The sequence below is a fragment of the Arthrobacter sp. Hb9-2 genome (assembly GCF_059091165.1).
In genome coordinates this window covers 104,439-129,280 of the sequence record NZ_JBNHGJ010000004.1, presented here as the reverse complement: position 1 = coordinate 129,280, position 24,842 = coordinate 104,439, and the positions used below count along the sequence as shown (strand labels likewise).

Below are 24,842 nucleotides of genomic sequence, written 5' to 3'. Positions count from 1 at the left end.
CTGTATTGCCCATAGTCTGGCCAAGTGGATACAAAGACTGTGAAACCCGGGGAACAGGTCGACAGGCAGTCGCGCATCCTCGAAGCGGCCTTGGATCTGCTGTCGCGCCACGGTATTGCGGGAGTCAGTATGCGGGCCGTGGCCCGCGAGGCCGGCGTGGCTCTCGGGCTGGTGAACTACTACTACGAAGACAAGCTGAGCCTGATCCGTGCAGCTCTGCACCGGGTAGACCAGCATGACCTGATGCTGGTCACGCCCGACCCCGACTCGCCTCCCGGCGAGCAGCTGAAGAAGGCCCTGCAGCGGGTGGCGGCCCCGGAATTCCTTACCTTGCAGTACCTGTCCCTGCGGCTTCACCTATGGGCCTTGGCACAAGCCCATGAAGACTTCGCCTCCATTAACGCCGCAGCGTTTGAACGCTACCTCCAAGGGCTCGCGACGTTGATCTGCAATGCCCGGCCCGAGCTTTCCAATGACGAATGCAGGGAGCGGGCAGCAGACATCGTCGTCGTGCAAAACGGGATGTGGCTCACCGCGCTCCTTGGTGTTGACAAGGACTCCATCCGGCGGAGCATCGCCCGGACCGAAGAGATCGCCTTCGCCGCTTAGCAGGCTGCTTCACCCTTTTCGCTAATGGAATGCGGTTGAAAGCCATCCCCACTTCCATCGCTACGCCCTTCCGTGGGGTTCCCGCGTTCATGACAGCCGCCCGTCATATTCGATGGCCGCGGGCGCCTTTTCCCCTCCGCGTCACGGCGCGATGTTTCAGCGGCGTTAAATATTGAACGTTTGTCCAGTCGAACTATTGAACACTCGTTCAACGTCCATTACTGTGCATGGGTATGACGTACACCACACCTCAGGGATTTCAGGTACCGCGTTGAGTCAGCGCTGACGCTTCAGCAGTCCGCATCCACAACTTCATGGATTTCCAACACTCGTCCGGCATCGCGGCGCATCGCCCGCCTCCGGAAGAAGGACCACCAGCCCTCAGCGGCTGGCCTGCACCAGGTAGAAAGAGAGTTTCCAGCATGACTAAAACCCACTACGACTATGTCATTGTCGGCGGCGGAAGCGCGGGCTCCGTGCTCGCCAACCGCTTGAGCGAAGGGGGCAACAGCAGCGTCCTGGTTCTCGAGGCCGGACGCAGCGACTACCCCTGGGACCTGTTCATCCAGATGCCTGCCGCGCTGACCTTCCCCAGCGGCAACCCGCTGTATGACTGGCGCTACGAATCGGACCCGGAGCCGTTCATGGGCGGCCGCCGCGTGGCACACGCCCGCGGCAAGGTCCTGGGCGGCTCCAGCTCCATCAACGGCATGATCTTCCAGCGCGGCAACCCCCTCGATTACGAGCGCTGGGGAGCCGACGCCGGCATGGACACCTGGGATTTCGCACACTGCCTGCCCTACTTCAACAAGATGGAAAACGCCCTGGCGGCGGACCCGGATGACGAACTGCGCGGCCACGACGGCCCGCTGGTCCTGGAACGTGGCCCGGCCACCAACCCGCTCTTCCAGGCGTTCTTCAAGGCAGCCCAGGAAGCCGGCTACCCCCTGACCGACGACGTCAACGGCTACCGCCAGGAAGGCTTCGCGGCCTTCGACCGCAACGTCCACAAGGGCCAGCGCCTCTCGGCATCCCGAGCACACATCCGCCCCAACGCCGGCCGTCCGAACCTCACCGTCCTCACCCGGGCGATGGTCACCAAAGTCAACTTCAAGGGCACGATGGCCACCGGCGTCACCTACCGCCGCAACGGGCAGACGCACGTGGTCAATGCCGGCGAGGTCATCCTGTCCGGCGGCGCCATCAACACTCCCCAGCTGCTGCAGCTCTCCGGCGTGGGTGAAGCCGGGCACCTCAACTCCCTCGGAATCAACCCCGTGGTCAACCTGCCCGGCGTCGGCGAGAACCTGCAGGACCACCTGGAGGTCTACATCCAGCACGCCTGCACCCAGCCGGTATCCATGCAGCCCAACCTGGACCTGTGGCGCTACCCTCTTATCGGCCTGCAGTGGCTCCTGGGACGCAAGGGCCCCGCGGCCACCAACCACTTCGAAGGCGGCGGGTTCGTCCGCTCCAACGAGGACGTGGCCTACCCCAACCTAATGTTCCACTTCCTGCCCGTGGCAGTGCGCTACGACGGGCAGAAGGCGGACGCCAAGCACGGCTACCAGGTGCACATCGGCCCCATGTACTCCGACGCCCGTGGCACCCTGAAGATCAAGTCCACGGACCCCACCGTCCACCCGTCCATGCTTTTCAACTACCTCTCCACGGAGCAGGACCGGCGCGAATGGGTGGAGGCCATCCACGTGGCCCGCGACATCCTGGGCCAGTCCGCCATGATGCCCTTCAACGGCGGGGAGCTTTCGCCCGGGCAGAGCGTCCGCACCGACGCCGAGATCCTGGACTGGGTGGCCCGCGACGCCGAAACCGCCCTGCACCCCTCCTGCACCGCCAAGATGGGGCCGGAGTCCGATCCGATGGCGGTGGTTAACCCGCTCGACATGTCCGTGCACGGAACGCAAGGCCTTCGGGTTGTGGACGCCTCCGCCATGCCCTACGTGACCAACGGCAACATTTACGCGCCCGTCATGATGCTCGCCGAAAAAGCCGCCGACCTCATCGCAGGTAAAGCCCCGCTGGCGCCGCAGCATGCCGAGTTCTACCGGCACGGGATCAGCCCGTTGGAGCGTAATGGTTCCGGCACTGCAGCTGCCCCCGCGGCAAAGGCATAGGCATGATTGATGGACTCGAAAAGGAGAAACGATGACCGCCACCGCTGAGCAGGTCCGCGACGCCGGACAAGCGCAGGACGCCATCAAGGGCTTGTACATTGACGGCGCCTGGCACCAGGCATCCGACGGCGGCACAACCGTTGTGCGCTGCCCGGCGGACGGGCGAGAAGTGGCGGTAGTCGCCTCGTCCACCCCGGAGGACGCGGAGCGGGCGATTGCCAGTGCACGGGCAGCGTTCGACGGCGGTGCGTGGCGCCGGCTGACCGACATTGAACGCGGGGAGGTCCTGCTTCGCATCGCCGCGCTGCTGGAGCGGGACAAGGCAGCTTATGCCCGCGCCGAAGCACTGGATACGGGCAAGCGCCTCGTCGAGGCCGAATACGACATTGACGACATCGCCTCCTGCTTCCGCTACTACGGCAAAATAGCGGGCCTCGATGCCGGCCGGGTCATCGATACCGGACGGCCGAACGCCATCAGCCGTGTGGTCTACGAACCGCTCGGCGTCTGCGCCCTCATCGCACCCTGGAACTATCCCCTCCTGCAGGCGGCCTGGAAAGTGGCGCCGGCACTCGTTGCGGGAAATTCCTTCGTGCTCAAGCCCAGCGAGCTCACGCCGTCCACCTCCATCCTGCTCATGGAAACCCTGGCGGAGGCCGGCGTTCCGGCCGGCGTCGCGAACCTGGTCACGGGTAGCGGGTCGAGGGTGGGCCCCCTCCTAAGCTCCGATCCTCGGGTGGACCTCGTCTCCCTGACCGGCAGCCTGGCCACGGGCCAAACCATCATGGCGGCGGCCGCAGAGACCGTGAAGCGGGTCGCCTTCGAGCTTGGCGGGAAGAACCCCAATGTCGTGTTCGCTGACGCCGACTGGGACGCCGCCGTCGACAATGCCCTGACCGCCGTGTTCCTGCACTCCGGCCAGGTCTGCTCGGCAGGGGCGCGGCTCGTCATCGAGGAGACCATCGCGGAGCGCTTCGTGGCCGAGGTGGTGGAACGCGCCAAAAAGATCCGGATGGGCGGGCCTTTTGACCCCAACGCGGAAACGGGCCCACTCATTTCCGCAAAGCACCGCGACCAGGTCCACGCCTACGTCCAGGCCGGCATCGCGGAGGGCGCCGAGCTTTTGTGCGGCGGCTACATTCCCGACGACGGGCACCTTGCGGACGGCTTCTTCTACCCGCCCACGGTGCTTGGCAACTGCCGCTCCGGCATGAGCGTGCTGCAGGAAGAATCCTTCGGCCCGGTACTGACCATCGAGACGTTCCGGACCGAGGAAGAGGCCGTCGCCATCGCCAATGACACGGAGTACGGCCTGGCAGGTGCTGTCTGGACGTCGGATGCGTCGAAGGCGCAACGCGTTGCGGGAGCCCTGCGGCACGGAACAGTATGGATCAATGACTATCACCCCTACGTCCCGCAGGCGGAGTGGGGCGGTTTTGGGAAGTCCGGCATTGGCCGTGAACTTGGCAGCGCCGGCCTCAACGAATACCGCGAGGCAAAACACATCTGGCAGAACATCCAGCCCGCGCCCAGCGGCTGGTTTGGCTCACCTGCCGATGACGCCGGCATGGGGGCCGCCGGCTAGCACCAGCATTTGGGGGACATGGCCGGGCGCCGCAGGCGCGGTGCCCGGCCGCCGATATAACCCGTGTCCAATGGCGGCCATGGGTCATCACCATCGTGCTTTTCTGACTTAGGAGTTCAGATGTTCGAACCCAGCAAGAGTACTGATTCAAGCGGCATGGACGAGTTCGGCTATGCCCAGACCCTGGACCGGAGCATCGGCAAGTTCGCCAGTTTCGCCGCAGGCGTCAGCTACATTTCCATCCTCACCGGCGTTTTCCAGCTGTTCTACTTTGGTTTTTCCATGGCCGGCCCCGCCTACGCGTGGTCCTGGCCCCTCGTTTTCGCCGGCCAGCTCATGGTGGCGCTCTGCTTCGCCGAGCTTGCCGGAAGGTATCCGGTGGCCGGCTCGGTGTACAACTGGGCCAAGCGGCTCTCGTCAGGGACGTTCGCCTGGCTGGCGGGCTGGCTGCTGCTCATCTCCTCGATCGTGGCGCTCGGCGCCGTGGCCCTTGCACTGCAGCTCAGCCTGCCCCAGATCTGGTCCGGTTTCCAGATCATCGGCGACGGCACCGGCACCTACGATTTCGCCCTGAACGGCGTGCTGCTTGCCAGCATCATGATCTCCATCTCCACCCTCATCAACGCCTTCGGCGTGAAGCTGATGACCAAGATCAACAGCATCGGCGTCTTTGTGGAGCTCGCCGCCGCCGTGCTCCTCATCCTGGCCCTTGGCTGGCATGTGGTGCGGGGGCCGGAAGTCCTTTTCAGCACCGAAGGCTACGGCATGGACCACGACCTTGGCTTCTTCGGGGTGTTCCTCATCGGGGCCATGGCCTCCGGTTACGTGATGTATGGCTTTGACACGGCCAGTTCCCTCGGCGAGGAGACGAAGGACCCGAAAAAGACCGCCCCCAAGGCCATCCTCCGCGCCATCACGGCGTCCTTCATCCTCGGCGGCCTGATTCTCCTTGGCGGACTCCTGGCCGCTCCCGACCTCAACGACCCCAAGCTCGGCGCTGCCGACGGCGGCCTGCAGTACATCGTGCTCTCCGTCCTGGGAGGCCCCTTCGGCAAGGCGTTCCTGGTGTGCATTGTGGTGGCCGTGACCGTCTGCACCCTGGCCGTTCACGCTGCCGCCATCCGCATGATGTTCGCCATGGCCAGGGACAACAACCTGCCCTTCAGCCGCCAGCTCAGCAAGGTGCATCCCGAGCGGAAGACTCCCACGGTAGCGGCCATCGTCATCGGCGTCATTGCCATCATGCCGCTGATCGTCAACGTCTCCCAGCCTGCCATCTTCACCATCCTTTCCAGCATCAGCATCGTCCTGATCTACCTGTCCTACCTGCTGGTCACCGTTCCGCTGCTTCGCAAGAGGTTCCAGAAAAAGTGGCCGCTTGCGGATGACGGCACCGAGCCAGGCTTCAGCCTCGGCAAGTGGGGACTGCCCGTGAACATCCTCGCGGTACTGTGGGGCGGCGCCATGACCCTGAACCTCATCTGGCCGCGCCCGGAGATCTACAACTCGGTGCCCCCGTTTGAGTGGTACCTGCAGTGGGGCGGCGTGATCTTCGTGGCCGCCGTCGCCGGCGGCGGTGCCCTGCTGTACCGCCTGAAGATCAGGCACCAGACAGGCGTCCTGGCCGAACACGCCGCAACCGCCCAGCCGGCTGTGGTTGTCAGCGGGCCTGATGCTCCAGCTGCGCCTCAGCTGGTGACTGCACCCGTTTCCAACCCTTAGCCCTTATCAACCAGTAGCAATACCTATCCGTGGCACGGTCCAACCCCGGACGCGTTGCCCGGTCCTGACGGGCATCCCTTTGCAGTACGTGCAAGGGGATGTCCGTCCGTGCTGTTTACGGCCGGTTCCGGAGTCCGTCCGGGTGCACGTGGTGCGAGATGAGCGGGGCATCGATCATGCACCTGTTCCGCATGATTATCTCCAAGATTTTGCGCTTTTATTGCAGCTCTTGTGACCCTAATCTCATCATTACAGGCTCTTCGACCATCGGACTCTTACTTGTCCGGTTCAGCGCCGGGCAGGCAGCATCGGGATGCTGTGCCACTGGACACGGCATCCCACTGACAGCCTTCACCCTCCCGAAGGAAGAGCTGTCCCGTGCCCGTGAAGGGTGCTTCGGTGGCCTGAAACCTGGGGAGGTATCCTCATCGAAGCACCGCTTTCGGGCCTGGGGCAGCGCCTGCAACTTTGCCGGACCAGTGCAAGGCCATCCGAATGGAGGGCCTGGCACCATACCCCCACCAAAAGGAGTGTCCATGTCAGGAAACAGAGCCGTTGCCTACAAAGAACCCGGTGTCGTCGAAATCATCAACACCGACTACCCGACGTTCGAACTCAAGGATGGGCCTGGCGTCAATCCCGCCAATGTGGGCCGAAAAGTACCCCACGGCGCGATCCTGCGCACGGTGACCACCAATATCTGCGGCTCGGACCAGCACATGGTTAGGGGCCGGACCACGGCCCCAAAGGACCTCGTCCTTGGCCATGAAATCACCGGCGAGGTGGTGGAGGTCGGTCCGGACGTGGAGTTCATCAAGGTGGGAGACATTGTCTCTGTACCTTTCAACATTTCCTGCGGCCGTTGCCGGAACTGCAAGGAGCGCAAGACGGGCATCTGCCTGAACGTCAACCCTGACCGACCGGGCAGCGCCTATGGTTATGTGGATATGGGCGGCTGGGTGGGCGGCCAGGCCGAATACGTGCTGGTCCCTTATGCTGACTGGAACCTGCTCAGGTTCCCGGATCGCGACCAGGCCCTGGAAAAGATCATGGACCTGACCATGCTCTCCGATATCTTCCCTACAGGCTTTCACGGTGCCGTCACCGCCGGAGTGGGCGTCGGATCCACCGTTTACATTGCCGGTGCCGGCCCGGTGGGTCTCGCGGCCGCCGTCGGAGCGCAGCTGCTTGGCGCAGCCGTTGTGATTGTCGGTGACATGAACGAAGACCGCCTGGCTCAGGCCCGCTCCATCGGCTGCGAAACGGTGAACGTCACCAAGGGCGATCCGAAGGACCAGATCGAGCAAATCCTTGGCGTCCCCGAAGTGGATTGCGGCGTCGACGCCGTAGGGTTCGAAGCCCGCGGTCACGGCAAGGACGCCTCCCACGAGGCCCCCGCCACCGTACTGAACTCGCTCATGGACATCACCGCTGCAGGCGGGGCCCTTGGCATTCCCGGCCTGTATGTCACCGGCGACCCTGGTGGAATCGACGAGGCAGCGAAGCACGGCTCCCTGTCGCTGTCCTTGGGCACCGGCTGGGCAAAGTCCCTGTCGTTCACCACTGGACAGTGCCCCGTCATGTCGTACAACCGCCAGCTGATGATGGCGATCCTGCACGACAAGGTCCAGATCGCCAAGGCAGTAAACGCCACAGCGATCCCACTTGAGGATGCACCGCGCGGCTACGCCGAATTCGACGCCGGTTCGGCAACGAAATTCGTGCTGAATCCGAACGGATACGTCAAGGCGTAGAACCTCACGTAAGTAGCAACCCGCCCCAGTGGCATGGGCCTTCCTGGCCCATGCCACCGGTGCGCATCCACTCTCCCCGGATCAGCAAAGGTAATCACATGACCCATCGCACCGACCAAGAATCGATTCTCCGCCTTAGCAGCAACGGGAAGGAGCATGTTGACATCCGGCTCGAATCGTCGAGTCCGGTGACCGTTCGGCTTCAGCTGGATGGTGGCTGCAATTGCCAACATGGCACTGAAAACCGCCCGGGTTCGTATGTTGACAGCGACCTCGGCGTCCGCTGACAGTGGCTGTACAGGCTGACACACGGCTCCTAGCCTGGTCCCGGCCTTCGCCAGCATAGGGATGAGCACCGGCATCACCTACACCCACAGCTGGCTGCCAAGTGGGTCCTCATGGCCACCTCGTTCCATTATGGGAACAGCATCCTGCTGCAGCACGCGCCTCCTGTCCCCGGCTCGCCTGCCGGTCGGGAGCTACTTGGACTTGGCAGTCGGCGCCGCCTTCTTGTCGACCTCGGATTCCTTGTGCGGGGAGTCGGCGGTGATCACCACTGGTTCGTTGTGAATCAGTCCGCGGCCGTCCTCGTTCTCGGCGGCCTTGGTCTTCAGCAGACTCGCGACGGTCGCTGCGACGATGGTTGCGGCGATGAAGAGCAGCGAGAGCCAGATGGGGATCTCCGGCACCCAGAGGAGCGGTTTCCCGCCGTTGACGAAGGGGAGCTCGTTGACGTGCAGGGCATGGAAGACGAGCTTCACGCCTATGAAGGCGAGGATAACGGCCAGCCCTTGGGCGAGGTAGACCAGGCGCTCGAGCAGTCCGCCGATGAGGAAGAACAACTGCCGCAGACCCATCAGCGCGAATGCGTTGGCGGTGAAGACGATGTACGCCTCGTTGGTCAGGCCGTAGATTGCCGGGATTGAGTCGACGGCGAAGATGAGGTCCACGAAGCCGATCGCAATGATGGTGAGCAGCATCGGCGTGGCGAAACGCTTCCCGCCCTGCAGGACCGTGACCTTGTCCTGGTGGTACTCGTTAGCGACAGGCAGGACGCGGCGGACAAGTGTCATGAACTTACCGTCCGCGGGGTTCGACTCGTGATTGCTGAACGCTTGCCGGTAGGCCAGGACGAGGAGCAGGGCACCGAAGATGTAGAAGATCCAGGAGAAGTTTTCGATCAGGGCCGCTCCGATGGCGATGAACCCGCCGCGCAGGATCAGGGCGATGATGATCCCGATCATCAGCACCTTCTGCTGGTACTTCTTCGGTACTGCGAATCCGGCCATCACGATGAGGAACACGAACAGGTTGTCGATCGACAGTGCCTTTTCAGTCAGGTAGCCGGCGAAGTATTCACCGCCGAACGTCCATCCCGACACAGTGCCGATCCCCACCCCGAACAGCAGAGCGAGTCCGATGTAGAACGCGGACCAGCGCGCCGATTCTGCAATGGATGGCTCGTGGGGTTTGCGCACGTGGGCGAAGAACTCGTAGACAAAGAACAGGATCGTCACGGCAATCGTGACGAGCCAGATCAGAGGTGTGACCTGCATGAGGATGCTCCCAAAGGGTCGGCGTTGGACAGATACGCCAAGGTCTCCTCCGCCCGGACGACACCGGAACCGTCGACCCGAGATGCTCAATGCATCCGTATTGACGGGCCGAACACAGACGGGAGTACTCCCCTTGATAAGAAAATCATAACCGACCTAAACGTCGTCCGAACCGAAAGATCCGGCCGCCGTCGGCACCCTCTCAGGTCAATACACCTGGAACGCTCCAGCCCCGACTTTCAGCTGTGTATGACCAGAATTGATCCCAATTGTGGACGGGCGGTGGGACCAGGCACGGCGTCCGGCCCCAAAAGTCTGTAGGCGCCGGCCCGGCCCTCTTGAGAGCGGATCAGTTGTTTAGCCTTGGCGGGCCTTCATCCGGGGGTTTTTCTTGTTGATGACGAAGGTCCGTCCGCGGCGGCGGACGATCTGGGCGCCCGGTATTTTCTTCAGTGCCCGCAGCGAGTTCCGTACTTTCATGAGTTGCTCCTTTGTGAGGTGTCGGTTGTTACATTGAGGTGAAAAGGGTCGGGGAATGAGTCAGCGGCGGCGGCCATTTCCGCTTGTGACAGTTCGCAGGCGCCGAGCAGTTCGGCAATTTCTGAAGCGTCGATGTCATCGCCGGTGAAGGCCAGGACTGTGCCGCGGTCCCCGTATTCGGGGTGCCATTCACCCAGGTCCGGACCGGTCATTTGAGCGATGAAGGGCAGGGATTTTCGTTCGGCTTGCCAGGGTCCGGTGTTTTCCAGCCACAGCCGGGGACCGATTCCCTGCACGGCGATTCTGCAGCCCGGGGCTGATGCCACCCACAGTCTTCCGCGGAGCCAGCAGCAGGCCTGGGCCAGGGTCGCCAGGGCGTGGCGGAAGCGTTCCGGGTGAAGGGGCCGCTCAATGCGCTGCACCACCGTGGTGAACGGTCCCGATGGTTCAACTGCGGCCCGCACCATGCCGGGTACAGTCCGTGCCGTAGCGTCGGCCAGGCTGTGCGCGCCGGTGCGGATATCGCCCGCGCCATCGGTCAGTACGGCATGCGGGGCCAGTTCCCGAATCAGTTGGACCCCTCGAAGACGCGCAGCGGGATCCACCGGGACCAGCGCAGGGTCCGCCAGCATGACCGTATCTGCGAAGCACAGTTCGCGCACCAGGAATTCACCGGCCGTCCGGTCGTCCGCCGGAACCGGCGTGAAGCCGGACTCGAACAGGGTGTGGTGGTCCCAGATCTGGTCCTCGAGCGCGTCCGGGGCGCAAGCGAGAACGACTGAATCAATATTCACCTTTTCCCCCAGGCCCCGCAGCAGGATATGCACGGCTGTTTCTGACGCCGCGGCCGGCGGCAGGCCGACAATGATACCGGAATCGGACGCCAGCAGCCGCCGCACCGTGGGCACAACATCAAGGCGGACCGTGCAGCCCAGGCAGGGGTGTTCCAGGGTCGTTTCCCCATGCTCAAGACGCCGGCCCTCCTGACAAATCCGCCGGACCACCAGCCCGTCCTCGAGCAGGTCATGGAACACGACAAGGGCGCCCTGGGACTCCGCGGCCAGTGCGGCGCACGCCGCCTGGCGGCTGAAAACATCCAGGGAACTGACAAGAGTCACAGACATAACCGGCACACTACATGAGAATCATTCTCAATTGCAAAGCCAGCACTGAAATGAGTGGAGGATGAGGCCTTTACCCTGCAAACCAATCAACACATGTTTATATTGAGATGCCGACGAGCAAACCCTGATTAGGACCGCCGCGCTGGGCCAACAGGACAACCAGCCCACAGACGGCTTCAGAGCCGTCTCCCGTACCCTGGAACTCGTGGGAAATTGCGGGGCATGCCGCCCATGAAAGACAGAAAACCAAGGGACGGGCAGACAGTAACAGTGCCCGGCCATGCGTATTTCTCCATAACGGCTGAAGCACTGGAGATGATCACCGCCTTCGGCGGTACTCTGCACTGCTATCAAGGAGCCGGCGGCTGCCGGTCCCAAGGACTCTACTTTTCCCGCACTCGGGCAATAAAATTCCTGACCTGCACCCTGGAATCACCAGCCGATACCGCTCAGACCATAACCATCACGGTGAGTCACGACCTCGCGGCCCGGCTCAACGGAGCGGTCCTGGACTTCGGCAAGTACAACCACATGGAGCGTTTTGTATGGACAAGCCTTCCAACGGTCAAAGGTCCCCGGTGCACTTGCCTCCGGTCAGTGGGTAAACCATCGGGTAAGCGAGCCCCCTGCCTGGACGACGCCGGATTCGGAATAACAGACATCTGACACCAAGCCACGCAACCAACTTCAGCTCATCTGTCACCCCGGCGACCGGCTACCAATTCCCAATACGGCAGAACGGGTGGCACCGCCGCGGTGCCGGGAGGAGAGGTGATGTCTATTTGCAGGAGTAGTCGTAATCGAGGCCGGCCGACACATACTGGGTCACTGTTACGGGGCTGCCGGGCGTCAGACCAGGCAAAGAACAATTCGACTTCGCTCCCCGCAGGGTCTTAGCCCCTGCAAGCCAGCTTGGCAGCCCTGTGAGGGAGCTGCCGGACGGACGGTCCCGGCGATGATTCCCCATTGATAGCTAGTCGAGTAGATCCCGACACCGACAGTGGTGTTCTTGAAGTAGTTGACCATTCCCTCAAGGGTCGCCCGGTTCAGGGCTGTGCTGTCGGCTGCGCCGGTTTGCCAGCTATTGCCTGTCTCCACATCTAGCCACCAGAAATAGGTGCCGGGGTTGCTCACACCTCGTTCAATTGCGTCGTCATAAGCCTTTGCGTAGCCGTACATGTATGAGCAGGGAAGGTTGACGGGGCCTTCAGGTTCGCCATCGGGCGCCCGGCATGCTCCGTAGGGATTCGGGACGTTCACATTTTTGTAGATGTTGGACGACGGCCACCAAGAGCCCTCATGGCCTGGGTTGGCAGTGTTCACGTATAAAGCAACTTTGGGCTGCGAAGACCTCCCTGTAGCGGTAGCGGCCCAGGCAAGTTGGTCACCGAGGCAAGGGTTGGTGTTATTGGCTAGTCCGCCGGTCACGCCTATGATCGCGAATGCTTGAGCGGTGGGAAGGTCCTCACCGCACTGCGGCCAGGAAACGTCGTTGCCCAGACGGTCCTTATCTGAGTTTGGCGGAGCTGCCGCCACCGGGGTCATTCCTGCTACCACTAGCCCAAGGAGTACCAGGACCGTGCATGCCGTCTTCATCCCGTAACGGCCCGTGCGCTGAAATCTCTCATGATTGCTTCCTTTGCATGAGGTGGGGCCCGGCACGACCCCACCTCTGGTGTCATGCATGTCCTGCCCCGGGCGTCTGTCTGTTACCTACGAAGTGGTAAGACTTTACGCTTGGACGACAAGGCGCAAAAGGGCGGCGGCCCCCTATTTCAGTCCCTGCCGCCACTGGTCCCTGATGGGCCACCCGTAATCGACGTATCGGGCGGTGCGGTATCCGGTCCGGGGTCTCTTCCTCCGCCCTCTGCTCCTATTTGACGCGGGTCAAAAGTGGTGTCCACAAGCAGCTTTGGGCTGAAAGCATCGGCAATTCGCTGCCAGGAGACGAGCTTGTGGTTTTGGTTACCGCTGTTGCCGTTGCCCGCATTGGTGTTGTTATGGTCCTGGCTTGTAAATAATCCAGCGGGATAGGAAGGGCCAAGTGCAAAATTGGTGACATCAATGCCGTCTTGGCCATTCACACCGTCGACGCCGCCGCCATCGCTGATTTTGAAGGAGCCGACGAAGGCGTTGTCATTGCGGTTGTAGATGACGAAGTTGGATCCGCCCTGGCTTGAGACAATCAGATAACCGGTCCCCTGCCGGCCATAATAGATGGCGGTGTTCTTAATGTTGTCCACTATTCGTCCGCCGGTTGCCACGGTTCGATCCACGAGTGTCCGGGTTGACCCGTCCCCCGGCTCAGCTCCGTACCGCCACACGCCGACTTCCTCCTCGGATACATAGAGACGTTGCAGCTCATCATCTGCCGAAATGCCTTCGGAGCTGTCGCCGTTGTCGAAGGAACGTACGGAAGTCCCTCGAACCGATCCCTTGGAGCTGTCAAGCTCGAACTGAGTTATCACGTTCGTGTTGAAGTCATGCACAAAGGCGTAATACTTCCCCGAGACTGGGGAGTGATACATCCCGAAGCCGCGAGGCCTGCCCGGGGTACTGATGCGCCCTACCTCTGTCAGCGATCGATCCGACACGTTTACCTTGTAAAACCGGACGCCGGTCGACTCCACATTCCTCTCCGTCACACCAACGAGGGCGATGCGTTCACTGCCCAGCGGAAAGTTGTACCGGAGATCGACGTTATTCATACTGCCGTGCAGGTAGAAATGTAACTGGCGCCCCGACAGGTCGTAGACCCCCACGCCTCCGGTACTCAACTTGTCCGTACCGATCACCACGCTCTGCGACGGGTCTGTCGGGTGTATCCAGATCGCGGTGTCGTCCGCCGCGTCACTGGAGCTCGGAACGGGTGCTGTCTCCGTCGATGGAGCCACCAAGACGTCCGCCGCATGCGCTTGCGGGGCTGTGAGTACGGTGAGGCTTGCGAGGGCGATAGCTAAAACCGTGACAAGCAGGAGCCGAAGCAGCTTGAGGGCGTGGCGCAAGGATCTCCCAGGCGCTTGCGTGAGTCGAGCACTAACATTGCGAGCCATGGCTTTCCCATCCGTTGGCCGGCGCGCTGCACGAAAGCGCACCGGACATCCGATTCGGACGCCCCCAGACCCAGCAATATTCAGCGTCGTAGATGGATCGTACCCGCGGCCAGACCAGCCCGGAATAGGGCAAGATACCCTACTATCGGCTGGCACTACCCGATTCCTACCACCGGTACTTTCTGCTCATCGCCATCGCGCGATAGCGCGTCGCTTCAGGCACTCAGCAGTGAAACCATCCCGGCAGAAGAATTGGCGGTCCGGCTGCCGCCCAGGGGTTTTGGCCTCCATACGCGCAGGCCGAAGACCGCCCCCAGCTCACACCTTGAAGTACTTGGCCTCCGGGTGGTGGAACACGAACGCGTCGGTGGACTGCTCGGGGTGCAGCATCAGCTCGTCGCTCAGGATCACGCCCATCCGCTCCGGCTTCAGCAGTTCCGTCACCTTGCGGCGGTCCTCCATGTCCGGGCACGCGGGGTAGCCAAGCGAGAACCGCGCACCGCGGTAGTCGAGCTTGAAATACCCTGCGGTGTCCTTCGGTTCCTCGGCCGCGAAACCCAGCTCTTTGCGGATGCGGGCATGCCAGAACTCGGCAAGCGCCTCGGTGAGCTGCATGACCAGGCCGTTGAGCTCGTAGTAGTCGCGGTACTGGTTGGCGGCGAACATCTTGGAGGTGAACTCCTCGATCTTCGAGCCGGCGGTGACCAGCTGCACCGGCAGCACGTCAATCTGGCCGGATTCGCGCGACTTCACGAAGTCGGCCAGGCACAGGTGCCGGTCTCGGCGCTGGCGCGGGAAGTCGAAGCGCAGCCGATCGGTGCCGATCGGACCGCCTGAACCGCCGTCGGGGGCGAGCAGTCCCGCGGTGCCGAGGACGCCGTCGCGATCCTCCCCGTGGTGGAGCACCACCACCTGTTCCCCTTCGGAGACCACCGGGAAGTAGCCGTAGGCGACGGACGCGTCCAGCATTCCCTCGCCGAGGATGCGGTCCAGCCAGTAGCGCAGGCGCGGCCGTCCCTCGCGTTCCACCAGTTCCTCGTAGGAGGCGCCGTCCTCGCCGCGGCCGGGCTTGAGCCCCCACTGCCCCATGAAGGTGGCGCGCTCGTCGAGGAACGCAGAGTAGTCGTGGAGCGAGACGCCACGGACGATGCGGGTGCCCCAGAACGGCGGGGCGGGCACGGGGTTGTCGGTGGCGACGTCGGACCGGCCGGGCATTGCCTCGGGCTCGGTCACCGTGAACTTCGCGCCGCCCTTGTGGATGCGCTTCTTCAGCGGCGGCAGGCCGACGTCGTCCGGCGACTCCCCGCGGGCGACGCGGACCAGCGGTTCCATGAGGGCAAGCCCCTCGAAGGCGTCCTTGGCGTACCTGACCACGCCATCGAACTGCTCCGCCAGGTCCTGCTCCACGTAGGCGCGGGTCAGGGCGGCGCCGCCCAAAATCACCGGCCACTTCTTCGCCAGGCCACGGGACTGCAGCTCCGCGAGGTTCTCCTTCATCACCACGGTGGATTTCACCAGCAGCCCGGACATGCCGATGACGTCCGCATTGTGTTCCTCCGCGGCGGCCATGATCTCGGCGATGCCCTGCTTGATGCCGATGTTGACCACTTTGTAGCCGTTGTTGGTGAGGATGATGTCCACCAGGTTCTTGCCGATGTCGTGCACGTCGCCGCGCACGGTGGCGATCACCATGGTGCCCTTGCCCGAGGAGTCCGACTTCTCCATGTGCGGTTCGAGCAACGCGACGGCGTTCTTCATCACCTCGGCGGACTGCAGCACGAACGGCAACTGCATCTCGCCGGCGCCGAAGCGCTCACCAACCACCTTCATGCCCTCGAGCAGGTGGTCGTTGATGATGCCGAGCGGGGTCATGCCCTCGCTGCGTGCCAGGTCGAGGTCCGCTTCGAGGCCCTTGCCCTCGCCGTCAATGATGCGCCGTTCCAGGCGCGCGCCCGTGGGCAGCGCCGCGAGTTCAGCGGCGCGCTGGTCCTTGAGGGCTGCGGTGTCGACGCCGGCGAACATGTCCAGCATGATGGCCAGGGGGTCGTAGGTGGTGTTGCCGTCGGCGTCGTATTCGCGGCGGTCCCAGACGAGGTCCAGGGCCACCTTGCGCTGTTCCTCCGGCAGTGAGGCGAGCGGCACGATCTTGGCGGCGTCGATGATGCCGCTGGTCAGGCCCGCCTGGACGGCCTCGTGCAGGAACACGGAGTTCAGGACCACGCGCGCTGCAGGGTTCAGGCCGAAGGACACGTTGGAGACGCCGAGCGTTGTGTTGATGCCGGGGTACTTCGCGGTGATCTGGCGGATGGCCTCGATGGTTTCGATGCCGTCCCGGCGGGTTTCTTCCTGGCCGGTGGCGACGGGGAAGGTCAGGCAGTCGACGATGATGTCCTCGACGCGCATCCCCCATTCGCCCACCAGGGCGTCGACGAGGCGTGAAGCGATGGCCACCTTGCCCTCGGTGGTGCGTGCCTGGCCCTCTTCGTTGATGGTCAGGGCGATCACGGCGGTGCCGTGTTCCTTCACGAGCGGCATGATGCGCGCGAAGCGGCTTTCCGGGCCGTCGCCGTCCTCATAGTTGACGGAGTTGACCACCGGGCGGCCGCCGATGTGTTCGAGCCCGGCTTGAAGTACGGCAGGTTCGGTGGAGTCCATGACCAGCGGGAGCGTGGAGGCCGACGCGAAACGCGAGACGATCTCCTTCATGTCGGCCACGCCGTCGCGGCCCACGTAGTCGATGCAGACGTCCAGCAGGTGCGCCCCGACGCGGATCTGCTCGCGGGCGATATCCACGCAGTCGTCCCAGCGCTCTTCGAGCATCGCCTGGCGGAACGCCTTGGAGCCGTTCGCATTGGTGCGTTCGCCGATGGCGAGGTAGGACGCGTCTTGGTCGAAGTTCACGTGCTGGTAGAGGGAGGCGACGCCGGCTTCCCGCTCGGTGGGAACGCGGGCTGGTTTTCCGCTGTTGGTTGCCACGGCTTTGGTGCGGAAGGGGGCAAGGCGTTCGACGACGGCGGCCATGTGTTCCGGCGTCGTACCGCAGCAGCCGCCCACCAGGCCCAGGCCGAATTCACGCACGAACTGCTCGTGCGCGGTGGCGAGTTCGGTGGGGGTGAGCGGGTAGTGCGCGCCGTTGGCGCCGAGGATGGGCAGGCCGGCGTTGGGCATGCAGGCGATGGCCACGGAGGACTGCTTGGAGAGGTGGCGCAGGTGCTCGCTCATCTCGTCCGGGCCGGTGGCGCAGTTCAGGCCGATGGCGTCGACGCCGAGCGGTTCCAAGGCCGTGAGTGCGGCGCCGATTTCGGAGCCCATGAGCATGGTTCCGGTGGTTTCGACCGTCACCTCGACGAAGATGGGGAGGCGGATGCCGCGTGTGACGATGGCCTGCTTGCAGCCGTTGACGGCGGCTTTGGTCTGCAGGAGGTCCTGGCTGGTTTCGATGAGGAAGGCATCCGCGCCGCCGTCGATGAGGCCCTCGGCCTGCAGGGCGAAGGTCTGCTTGAGGTAGTCGTAGCTGGTGTGGCCGAGGCTGGGGAGCTTGGTGCCCGGACCCATGGAGCCGAGGACCCAGCGCATGCGGCCGTCTGTTTTTTCGGCGGCTTCGGCGCGTTCGCGGGCGATCTGGGCGCCCTTGCGCGCGAGCTCCTCGATCCGGTCGTCAATGCCGTAGTCGGAGAGGTTGGACCAGTTGGCGCCGAAGGTGTTGGTTTCGACCGCGTCGATGCCGGTAGCGAAGTACGCGTCGTGGATGTCTGCGAGGACGTCCGGCCGTGTGTCGTTGAGGATCTCGTTGCAGCCTTCGAGGCCCAGGAAGTCCTTCTCGAGCGAGAGTTCCCGGCCCTGCAGCATGGTGCCCATGGCGCCGTCGGCAATGACCACACTGTGGTTTACGGCGTCCAGAAGCTCCTGCGAACGGGCAGGGCGGGGCACGGACTCAATATCAAGCGCAAAACGAGGCATCTAAACAGGTTACGGGCGACACGCCGAAACATTGCTTCGTATGTCAGTGTGCTACGACGGGGGTGAGCGCTGGGAGGTCAATGGCTCACCGGGGGGTGACGCCTGAAGGAGTACCTGCGTTCCAATGGACCTCGACTGTATGGCCAAATCCTCTCCGAAGCAACGACAAGTCAAGGGTGAGCCCAGACTTCCACGTCCGCGGAAAAAGGCACGCGTTATATGGGGAGCGCAGGCGCGCTGCTGCCTGTCCGGAAATCCGAATGTGTAGTCGCCCCAGCGGGCGTACCCTGCAGAACTAACTATGGGATCAGCTTGCCGCTTCTCTCACTGCATCAGTCAGGCACGGACGTCACCCGTACACGCGAAGGAATTGTTGTTTGATAGGAAGGGTCGTCTCCTCGCACTCAAATGAGCATGCGTGGATATGGGGTCGAAGATTCCGGCACTAGCCGTGCCGAGAGTGGGAAAGAAGTTGAAGGGAACAGACATGGACTGGCACTCACTGCCGCTCGGATCATCGCTGGAAAGCAGGCCGTCAGCGCCAGCACCCGCGCCGGTTATCGGCAAGCTCGAATCCCTTCCTTTCAACGCCCTCTCATGGGAGGACTTCGAGCGTCTCCAGTGGCGGGTCATGCGCGACGTGGAAGGTCTACGCCATGCCCAGGTGTACGGGGTTCGAGGACAAGCGCAGTACGGCCTTGACATCGTTGCTCTGGCGCCGGATGGCAACGGAGTTGCGCTCCAGAGCAAGAGATATAAGAGCTTCGGTGCGTCCGACATAGAGGCGGCTGTAGAGAAATTCCGCGCGACAGTACGTCCCTTTGCAGTCAACCGTCTCATCATAGGCGTGGCTACCACGGTCCAAGATACTAAAGCTGTCGAGGAACTCGCGAAGCAGGTCAAAGCCCTTCATCCGATCAGGTTGGAGATGTGGGATGCCCAGGAGTTGTCCTTACTCCTGAGGGGACGTCCGGAGATTGTCATCGAGTTTTTTGGAACGCCAACCGCCGAGGCCTTCTGCCTACCCTTCAAGATAGATGTGAAGACCGTGCCCAGTGCGGAGGTTGTCGCTGTTCGAGAGGCAATCGCCAGGACACCTGAAGTCACCACCGGCGCACAACAACTCTTCGAAGATGCACACACACGGTCAGACCCTTCAGAAGGGCTTGCCCTTATTGAAACCGGGCAACAGAAACTACGTGATGCAGGATTCGGGCCCCACGCTGCTCAACATGACAAAGACCGCATCCGACTGCTCGCGCGTGTCGACCGGGCTGACGAAGCGGCGCGCTACGTACTCGACAAATGTTGGACTGCTTTGGATCAAGGTCTTTCTGCAAATGCCCAACTCGCGCAGTCGCAGCTGGACGAGCTGTCAAGACTGGCCCCGGGAAATGAAAGTGTCAAACTTTCTCAGCGTGTGGCGGAAGCCGCCATGAACCTTTACCTTAATCCTCTCGGCCATGTACCCGACCTCGACTACCTGCGAATGGGAGAAATCCCTGACCAAGTCCGGCTCGCTTTGCTGGCGGGCGAAACGGCACTGGCCAACGACCACGCGGAGTGGTTGAAGGAAGCTGTCCCATACTTGACTGAGCTTTCAAAGATTTCTTCAGTCGACTTAATCCTACGTTCGCGGCTACGGCTACTAATCGCTGAGACCACTTCAGACTGGGTGGAGCTACTTGCCGACGCACGGAAGCTGCATCTCGGACATGACCTACTCGGCTTAGTGACTGCACGCTATGCACGAGACTGTGCATTGCATCAAAAGTTTCAGGAAGCTGATTTCGCGTGGGACGAAGCTTCAGGCTCTGCCTCACTCGCGAAGCAATGGGGGGAAGCATCGACATGGGTATTCAGCCGTCGCGCCTTCCGGACCCATTGGAACCCCTTCACCAGCAACGAGCTCCTTCCTCTTCAAACGGCGCTCCGGGAAATGGGAACCTCGTCCCCTCTAATACCGACAGCGAATGATGCATACGAGGACGCGCTGACAGCGCTCCGCGAGCAACGCCTCAGATCCGCAGCTATATCGGCTCAACGAGCACTGCGCGATGCTGTGACCTCTAGTGACTGGGTAAGGGAAGATCGGTCGCGGCGGGTTCTAGCCGCGATCCTTATCGAATCTGACGAGCCAGCGCTTGCGGCTCACCACCTTGTGCGGGCTGGCGCAACTAAAGCTATAGAGGCGCTGGGTAAGTCCCTTCCCGTCGACTTTATCGACATCATCAGTGATTTGGACGCACCGAACTATTGGACAGTCGGCGCAAGTTACCGCCTGCTCGCCGTACAGGCAGACCTCGTACCAGATGATCTCATCGGGGATGTATCAGCGCACATCGTCGGTGAATTGTCAGCTGCAGACGAAAGCAGTCGGCCGGATCTACGGAGCTCTTCCACCTCGAGGTACAACAACGCGGTGAAAGCGCTTGCAGGGATAGCTGACCGTCTCGATGCCGCTCACTCTGACACCGTGCTTAGGCATTTCGAAAAGCAACCGCCCGTCCAGGCCAACCACTACCGCTTCCACGATGAGGACGAAGCCGTCGTGGTGGCAAAAATCGCAATAACCCACGCGCCTCTTGCCGATCGCGCCATTCCTCACCTGGTAGCTCTTCTAGGACGTTCTCAGGGCGCGCGCAACAACACGACGCACGACGCAATCGACAAGTATGGGCCCCTGTCCCATGATGCATTTACTGCCCTCGCCGGAGACGGAAACCAGTGGGCACGAGAGATGCTCTCGTTTGAGGATCCCGAAAATGCCGACGCCGCAACAGCAACAGAGGCGCTGACACGATTAGTTACGCCTCTCGAGCACACGGAGGGCGTATATTCCATTGGAACCAACGCGGTCGGTGACTCCTTACTCGTGCGTAATCTATCTCCTGCGGACATCGAGCCAGCGCTGACCGAGCTCCTTGCTCGAGCCGACGACTCCCGCATCAGTTCCGGCGACCGAGGCCAGTATCTGATCGCCGCCTCAAACCTCAGTCCCTACGTCGGACAGTCCAAGCGGGACGAGTTCTTCGTCGCTGCCTTGCGGCTAGCCACTTCCCCTACACCGTCTGACCATGACAAGTTTAACGAGCAGTTCAGACACAAACTCGGTAGTGTTCGCCTAAATGGGGAACGCGACAGTCGAGGGCAGGCGGTCCTGCTTGCCGCCACTTTGGCTAAGGACCCGGCGCAACAAAATGACGTGAGGCGTCTCGCGTATTCCCTTCTTGGGCAGGACTCTGACTACTGGCCGGCGCGGGCGCTGCAGCAACTTGGCGACACGGTCAAGGATGACCTTGCCTTCCTCGCGAGTCAAGGATGGGCCATGCGCAGCCTTGCTGCCCATTTTTGGGTCGAGCATGGGGAACCAGCACACTTAGGCAACCGCCTGGCCGCTGACCCCGATGTACGCGTTCGTCGAGCACTCGCCCAGGCACTTGCCCAGCAACCTGATGCGTCCCACCTCGTCGTTCGTGAGCAAGTGGCTGCCGACCCTGCCCACAGTGTCAGAACGGCCCTCGCTGCTCCGATTCAGCCACTGGATGGAAAACCTGCCTAAGCTTTTTCCGTGTGTCCGCACCGAATACACACGGAAACGGATGCTCCCAGGCTTCCAGTTCACTACCGCTGCGCTAGTCACCGTGGGCCGGCACCAGGAACGAGCCGCAAAGTGTCTCCAGGAGTAGCGCTGCGGGCTCGACGCCGGGTGCTACTAGTACTGAGTGTGCGGTGCTTACCAAAGGCTCGTCACTCTTCTACGACACCAGTTCCCAAGCTGCAAGGTTCGCCACGTTCGCGCTATTACAGCAAAGTATTGGTACAGCACGAACAGACATCAACTGCCAGATTGTAAAGGCTTCAGCAGGGGCCGACTCAGCACGCGAGAGCAGGCCGCACCCGCATAGACTAGGTGCATGGACGAGGCTGGGAGCGAGGGGTCATGACAGCCATGATCGATGAGCGCCTAGCCCGCAGAGCGAGCTCCATATTTTCGTCCGCCATTTTACGCCAAGTCATAAACGGACAGACTCCAAAGCAAGCTGAAGCCCTACTTCTCTCGTTCGTGGATGAGGGAGTAATTCCGGCGGGAGTCACACGAAACGAAGCTCTAGGAATACTTGACGAAATTCTTCGCAAGACTTATAGAAACGAACACGTATATAAGTCTACGATCGCAAACAAGATACTGCTAGGGCGGCACAATTTGCGAACGGCAACAATGCTAAACGAATTTTCTGTTGGAAGTTCCTGTGCGGATACAGTCATTATAAATGGCGAGGCAACGGCCTACGAGATCAAAACAGAACTCGATTCGAACGCGAAGCTCCTGAAACAGATTGCCGACTACCGGAAGGTGTTTCGCAAGATCAACGTCGTCGTCCACGAGTCCATGGTTCCGGCTTACTATTCCCTACTAGCAGGGACGGACGTTGGGCTGCTGGCGCTTACCTCGAGACAAAATCTTTCGGTGAAGAAGGTTGCGATGCCCAGTTCGGCAGACCTTGATGTCACTGCGATGATGAAGTCTCTCCGAAAGCAGGAGTACACCGAAATCTTGGTCCGCCACTTTGGAAAACATCCCAACGTTCCACCTGCGGCACATTTTTCGCGCTGTTTACAGATGGCCCTCTCCATCGATCCGCAGATCTACCAGAAATACTTTGAAGACGCCCTTCGAGCAAGAAAACCCCGTGAGCCAGAACTCGCATTGAACACTCCTTGTCAGCCGCTGAGGTATGTTTATTTGCAGTTGGACCCCGCACGCTCTCATTATGAGCGGATTAATCGTTGGCTGAGAGGCACCGTTGAGTCATGTATTACCCGTACTTACGAGGCAAACAGTTTGAGCTCCTAGCAATCAAGGAGATGGCGCAAGACGAGTCTCTGACCCGACTCGTCCATCCAGTCATAGAACCAGTCCGCGAACTTGGAGGAGGTGCGCTAGAGCGATGCGTTCTGGAGTTACATAGGCGCGGGCTGGAATGCACCGTCGTTGTGAACCCACAAGTGGGTCATCTATCGACTGAACCAGGTTCGACGCGTGACATGGTCGCATTTCTCAATGAGCGTCCTCACCTCTTTGCCTATATTAATCTGGGGATATTAATAACTGCAGGTGTGCCAATAAAACAGGTACTTGCAGATTTGGCCGATCTGGTTGTTAAAAACTCTCCAGCCACACTACTACACCGCGATTTTCCCGACGATGCAGCCGATCTGTTTCAGGTTTTTGACCAGCACCCAATAACAACTCAGTTTGTCGTCTCTCAGGATGCCAAGCGTCGCTACAGGACCCTTCCAAACTTCGAACGCTATAGGGATGCTTGGAGCGGCGTCCCTTTAATCAAATGGCAGGACCATTTTCCGAAGCAATTGCGTAATATAGATTACGTCGATTTGCCAGAACAACTTTTCTCTGACGACCACCTCTATTTCAACGAGGATGGCTTCGCCGGAATCTCAGACTATCAAACAATTGGTGATGGATATCAGGACGGCGGTCGGCTCCCCCGGGCGGTGGTATTACACCTTACCTACCAAAGGGAAGAAACCGGCCCTATCTACATTCGCCACTTTGCCTCCGACTCAAACCTTGACGCTGCAGATACCGCAGGCAAATTTGCGGAGGCTGTAAGGAAGCTCGTTCGATTTGCAGATGAACGCAAGCTTCAAAACCCAGCCCTCGACAAGTTCAGGTTTTACGAATCCACGGGCGGCTTCCCAGGGCTCGGAACTCTGAAGAAAATTTCTATACAGAACCACATATACGTGATGCAGAAGGCATTGGAACTGCGATGAAGGCTTGTCGCGCATGTTTCAAAGGTTCAGGCCCCATCGACGTTGCCGGAATAAGACCAAATCACGGCGTTTGCGATTTTTGTGCGCCCGGCGCTTCAGACGGCATGGTCTGGGACATCCTAAAGTGGGAAAACCAGTTTGCAAGTCTGCTAGACAAATATGAAGTTGCTTCGGCGGATTCCGGTGAGGGTCAGTGCATCGAGGTCCTCATCAACAACGATTGGGACATTTTTAGCTTCAACGATCTCCGCCAGATACGAATGTTCCTTGAGTCTGCGTTCAGCACGCCGCACGCACTTCTAGCGGGCGGAGTCTTAGCCCGGCGCAGGAGCATCCCGAATCAAATTGATCATCTCGACACATGGGATCGATACGTTCACCACTTAACTACCACTAACAGATTTTTCCCTCCCCGTGACCTCCCGGGGGATGCATTAGAATTTCTTGGCGAAGTCATATTGAAGAATAGCCGCATCGTCGAAGCTGGCAAGTGCTATTACCGCGGTCGCCAGACGGATAACAGCCTACCTTTGAAGATGAGCGAAATGGGTATGCCCCCCGCACGTGTTGCATCCGGAGGGCGGGGCAACCCAATTGGCATACCGCATCTCTATGTAGCTTCCGACGTGGAAACTTGTGCAGCGGAGTGCCGCATCGGTTTGAATGGATACATATCCATAGCTACATTTCGGGTGGAGTCCGAGTTGAACGTATTGGACCTCGCTGTCGTCGACGCGATGAATCCCTTTGCAACGGATGGTGATGTGACCAATTACCTTCAGGCGCGATCCTTTTTGCAGCGACTAAGTGGCGCTATATCTATACCCGCGAGGAGCGCTGATGTTCAAATGGATTATATTGCCACCCAGTTCCTTTGTGAGTACGCAAAGCATCTTGGACTGCATGGGGTGATGTATCCAAGTACTCTGAATGACGGCGGCACGAATCTTGTCTTATTCGGCACTGAAAGAGTTGTCCCGGACGACGATGTAAAGTCCTATCAGGTAGTTCGTGACCAGTTTCGGCTATTGCAGGTAGAGCAGTAGGGCACGACGCTCCTCA

At 61.1% G+C, this 24,842-nt stretch carries 15 protein-coding genes; 9 read left to right on the top strand and 6 right to left on the bottom strand.

The annotated features are described in order from the left end of the window. Positions 1-24 precede the first annotated feature (24 nt). From AC5RV1_RS04500 to fdhA, 5 genes are all read left to right on the top strand, one after another. On the top strand, positions 25-609 hold the full coding sequence (locus AC5RV1_RS04500) for a TetR/AcrR family transcriptional regulator (RefSeq protein WP_493947842.1): 585 nt from the start codon (positions 25-27) through the stop codon (positions 607-609). Positions 610-1,031: 422 nt separating this feature from the next. Next, a complete protein-coding gene (gene betA, locus AC5RV1_RS04495; protein WP_493947843.1) occupies positions 1,032-2,744 on the top strand; it encodes a choline dehydrogenase in 1,713 nt (570 codons plus the stop codon). A 31-nt stretch (positions 2,745-2,775) separates the two neighbouring features. Continuing rightward, positions 2,776-4,329: an aldehyde dehydrogenase family protein gene (locus AC5RV1_RS04490; protein ID WP_493993701.1), complete on the top strand. Its 1,554-nt coding sequence runs from the start codon at positions 2,776-2,778 to the stop codon at positions 4,327-4,329. A gap of 120 nt (positions 4,330-4,449) precedes the next feature. After that, positions 4,450-6,051 carry an APC family permease gene (locus AC5RV1_RS04485; protein WP_493993700.1) on the top strand — a complete coding sequence of 534 codons (1,602 nt, stop codon included), beginning with the start codon at positions 4,450-4,452 and terminating at the stop codon, positions 6,049-6,051. 536 nt (positions 6,052-6,587) lie between these two features. Beyond that, on the top strand, positions 6,588-7,805 hold the full coding sequence (gene fdhA / locus AC5RV1_RS04480; protein WP_493993699.1) for a formaldehyde dehydrogenase, glutathione-independent: 1,218 nt from the start codon (positions 6,588-6,590) through the stop codon (positions 7,803-7,805). 479 nt (positions 7,806-8,284) lie between these two features. On the opposite strand, the gene AC5RV1_RS04475 is transcribed toward fdhA, so the two are convergent. From AC5RV1_RS04475 to metH, 6 genes are all read right to left on the bottom strand, one after another. Then, a complete protein-coding gene (locus AC5RV1_RS04475) occupies positions 8,285-9,361 on the bottom strand; it encodes a TerC family protein (RefSeq protein ID WP_493993698.1) in 1,077 nt (358 codons plus the stop codon). Positions 9,362-9,718: 357 nt separating this feature from the next. Further along, positions 9,719-9,841, bottom strand: coding sequence for a type B 50S ribosomal protein L36 (ykgO, locus tag AC5RV1_RS04470; RefSeq protein ID WP_011693081.1), 123 nt, complete (start codon positions 9,839-9,841; stop codon positions 9,719-9,721). Continuing rightward, positions 9,838-10,965: a GTP-binding protein gene (locus AC5RV1_RS04465; protein ID WP_493993697.1), complete on the bottom strand. Its 1,128-nt coding sequence runs from the start codon at positions 10,963-10,965 to the stop codon at positions 9,838-9,840. The genes ykgO and AC5RV1_RS04465 overlap by 4 nt, the downstream gene beginning before the upstream one ends. 849 nt (positions 10,966-11,814) lie before the next feature. Beyond that, positions 11,815-12,288 carry a glycoside hydrolase family 25 domain-containing protein gene (locus tag AC5RV1_RS04460; RefSeq protein ID WP_493993696.1) on the bottom strand — a complete coding sequence of 158 codons (474 nt, stop codon included), beginning with the start codon at positions 12,286-12,288 and terminating at the stop codon, positions 11,815-11,817. A 452-nt stretch (positions 12,289-12,740) separates the two neighbouring features. After that, positions 12,741-13,970 carry a phytase gene (locus AC5RV1_RS04455; protein ID WP_493993695.1) on the bottom strand — a complete coding sequence of 410 codons (1,230 nt, stop codon included), beginning with the start codon at positions 13,968-13,970 and terminating at the stop codon, positions 12,741-12,743. 366 nt (positions 13,971-14,336) lie between these two features. Continuing rightward, on the bottom strand, positions 14,337-17,978 hold the full coding sequence (metH, locus tag AC5RV1_RS04450; RefSeq protein ID WP_493993694.1) for a methionine synthase: 3,642 nt from the start codon (positions 17,976-17,978) through the stop codon (positions 14,337-14,339). 487 nt (positions 17,979-18,465) lie between these two features. Between metH and AC5RV1_RS04445 the strand changes: the two genes are divergently transcribed. The 4 genes from AC5RV1_RS04445 to AC5RV1_RS04430 all read left to right on the top strand — a co-directional run bounded on the left by AC5RV1_RS04445 (position 18,466) and on the right by AC5RV1_RS04430 (position 24,826). Continuing rightward, positions 18,466-21,540, top strand: a complete 3,075-nt coding sequence (locus tag AC5RV1_RS04445; RefSeq protein WP_493993693.1) for a hypothetical protein — start codon at positions 18,466-18,468, stop codon at positions 21,538-21,540. A gap of 381 nt (positions 21,541-21,921) precedes the next feature. Further along, a complete protein-coding gene (locus AC5RV1_RS04440; protein WP_493993692.1) occupies positions 21,922-22,836 on the top strand; it encodes a sce7726 family protein in 915 nt (304 codons plus the stop codon). After that, on the top strand, positions 22,794-23,780 hold the full coding sequence (locus tag AC5RV1_RS04435; protein ID WP_493993691.1) for a sce7725 family protein: 987 nt from the start codon (positions 22,794-22,796) through the stop codon (positions 23,778-23,780). Before AC5RV1_RS04440 ends, AC5RV1_RS04435 begins: the two co-directional genes overlap by 43 nt. 104 nt (positions 23,781-23,884) lie before the next feature. Then, positions 23,885-24,826, top strand: coding sequence for an RES family NAD+ phosphorylase (locus tag AC5RV1_RS04430; protein ID WP_493993690.1), 942 nt, complete (start codon positions 23,885-23,887; stop codon positions 24,824-24,826). Positions 24,827-24,842 lie beyond the last annotated feature (16 nt).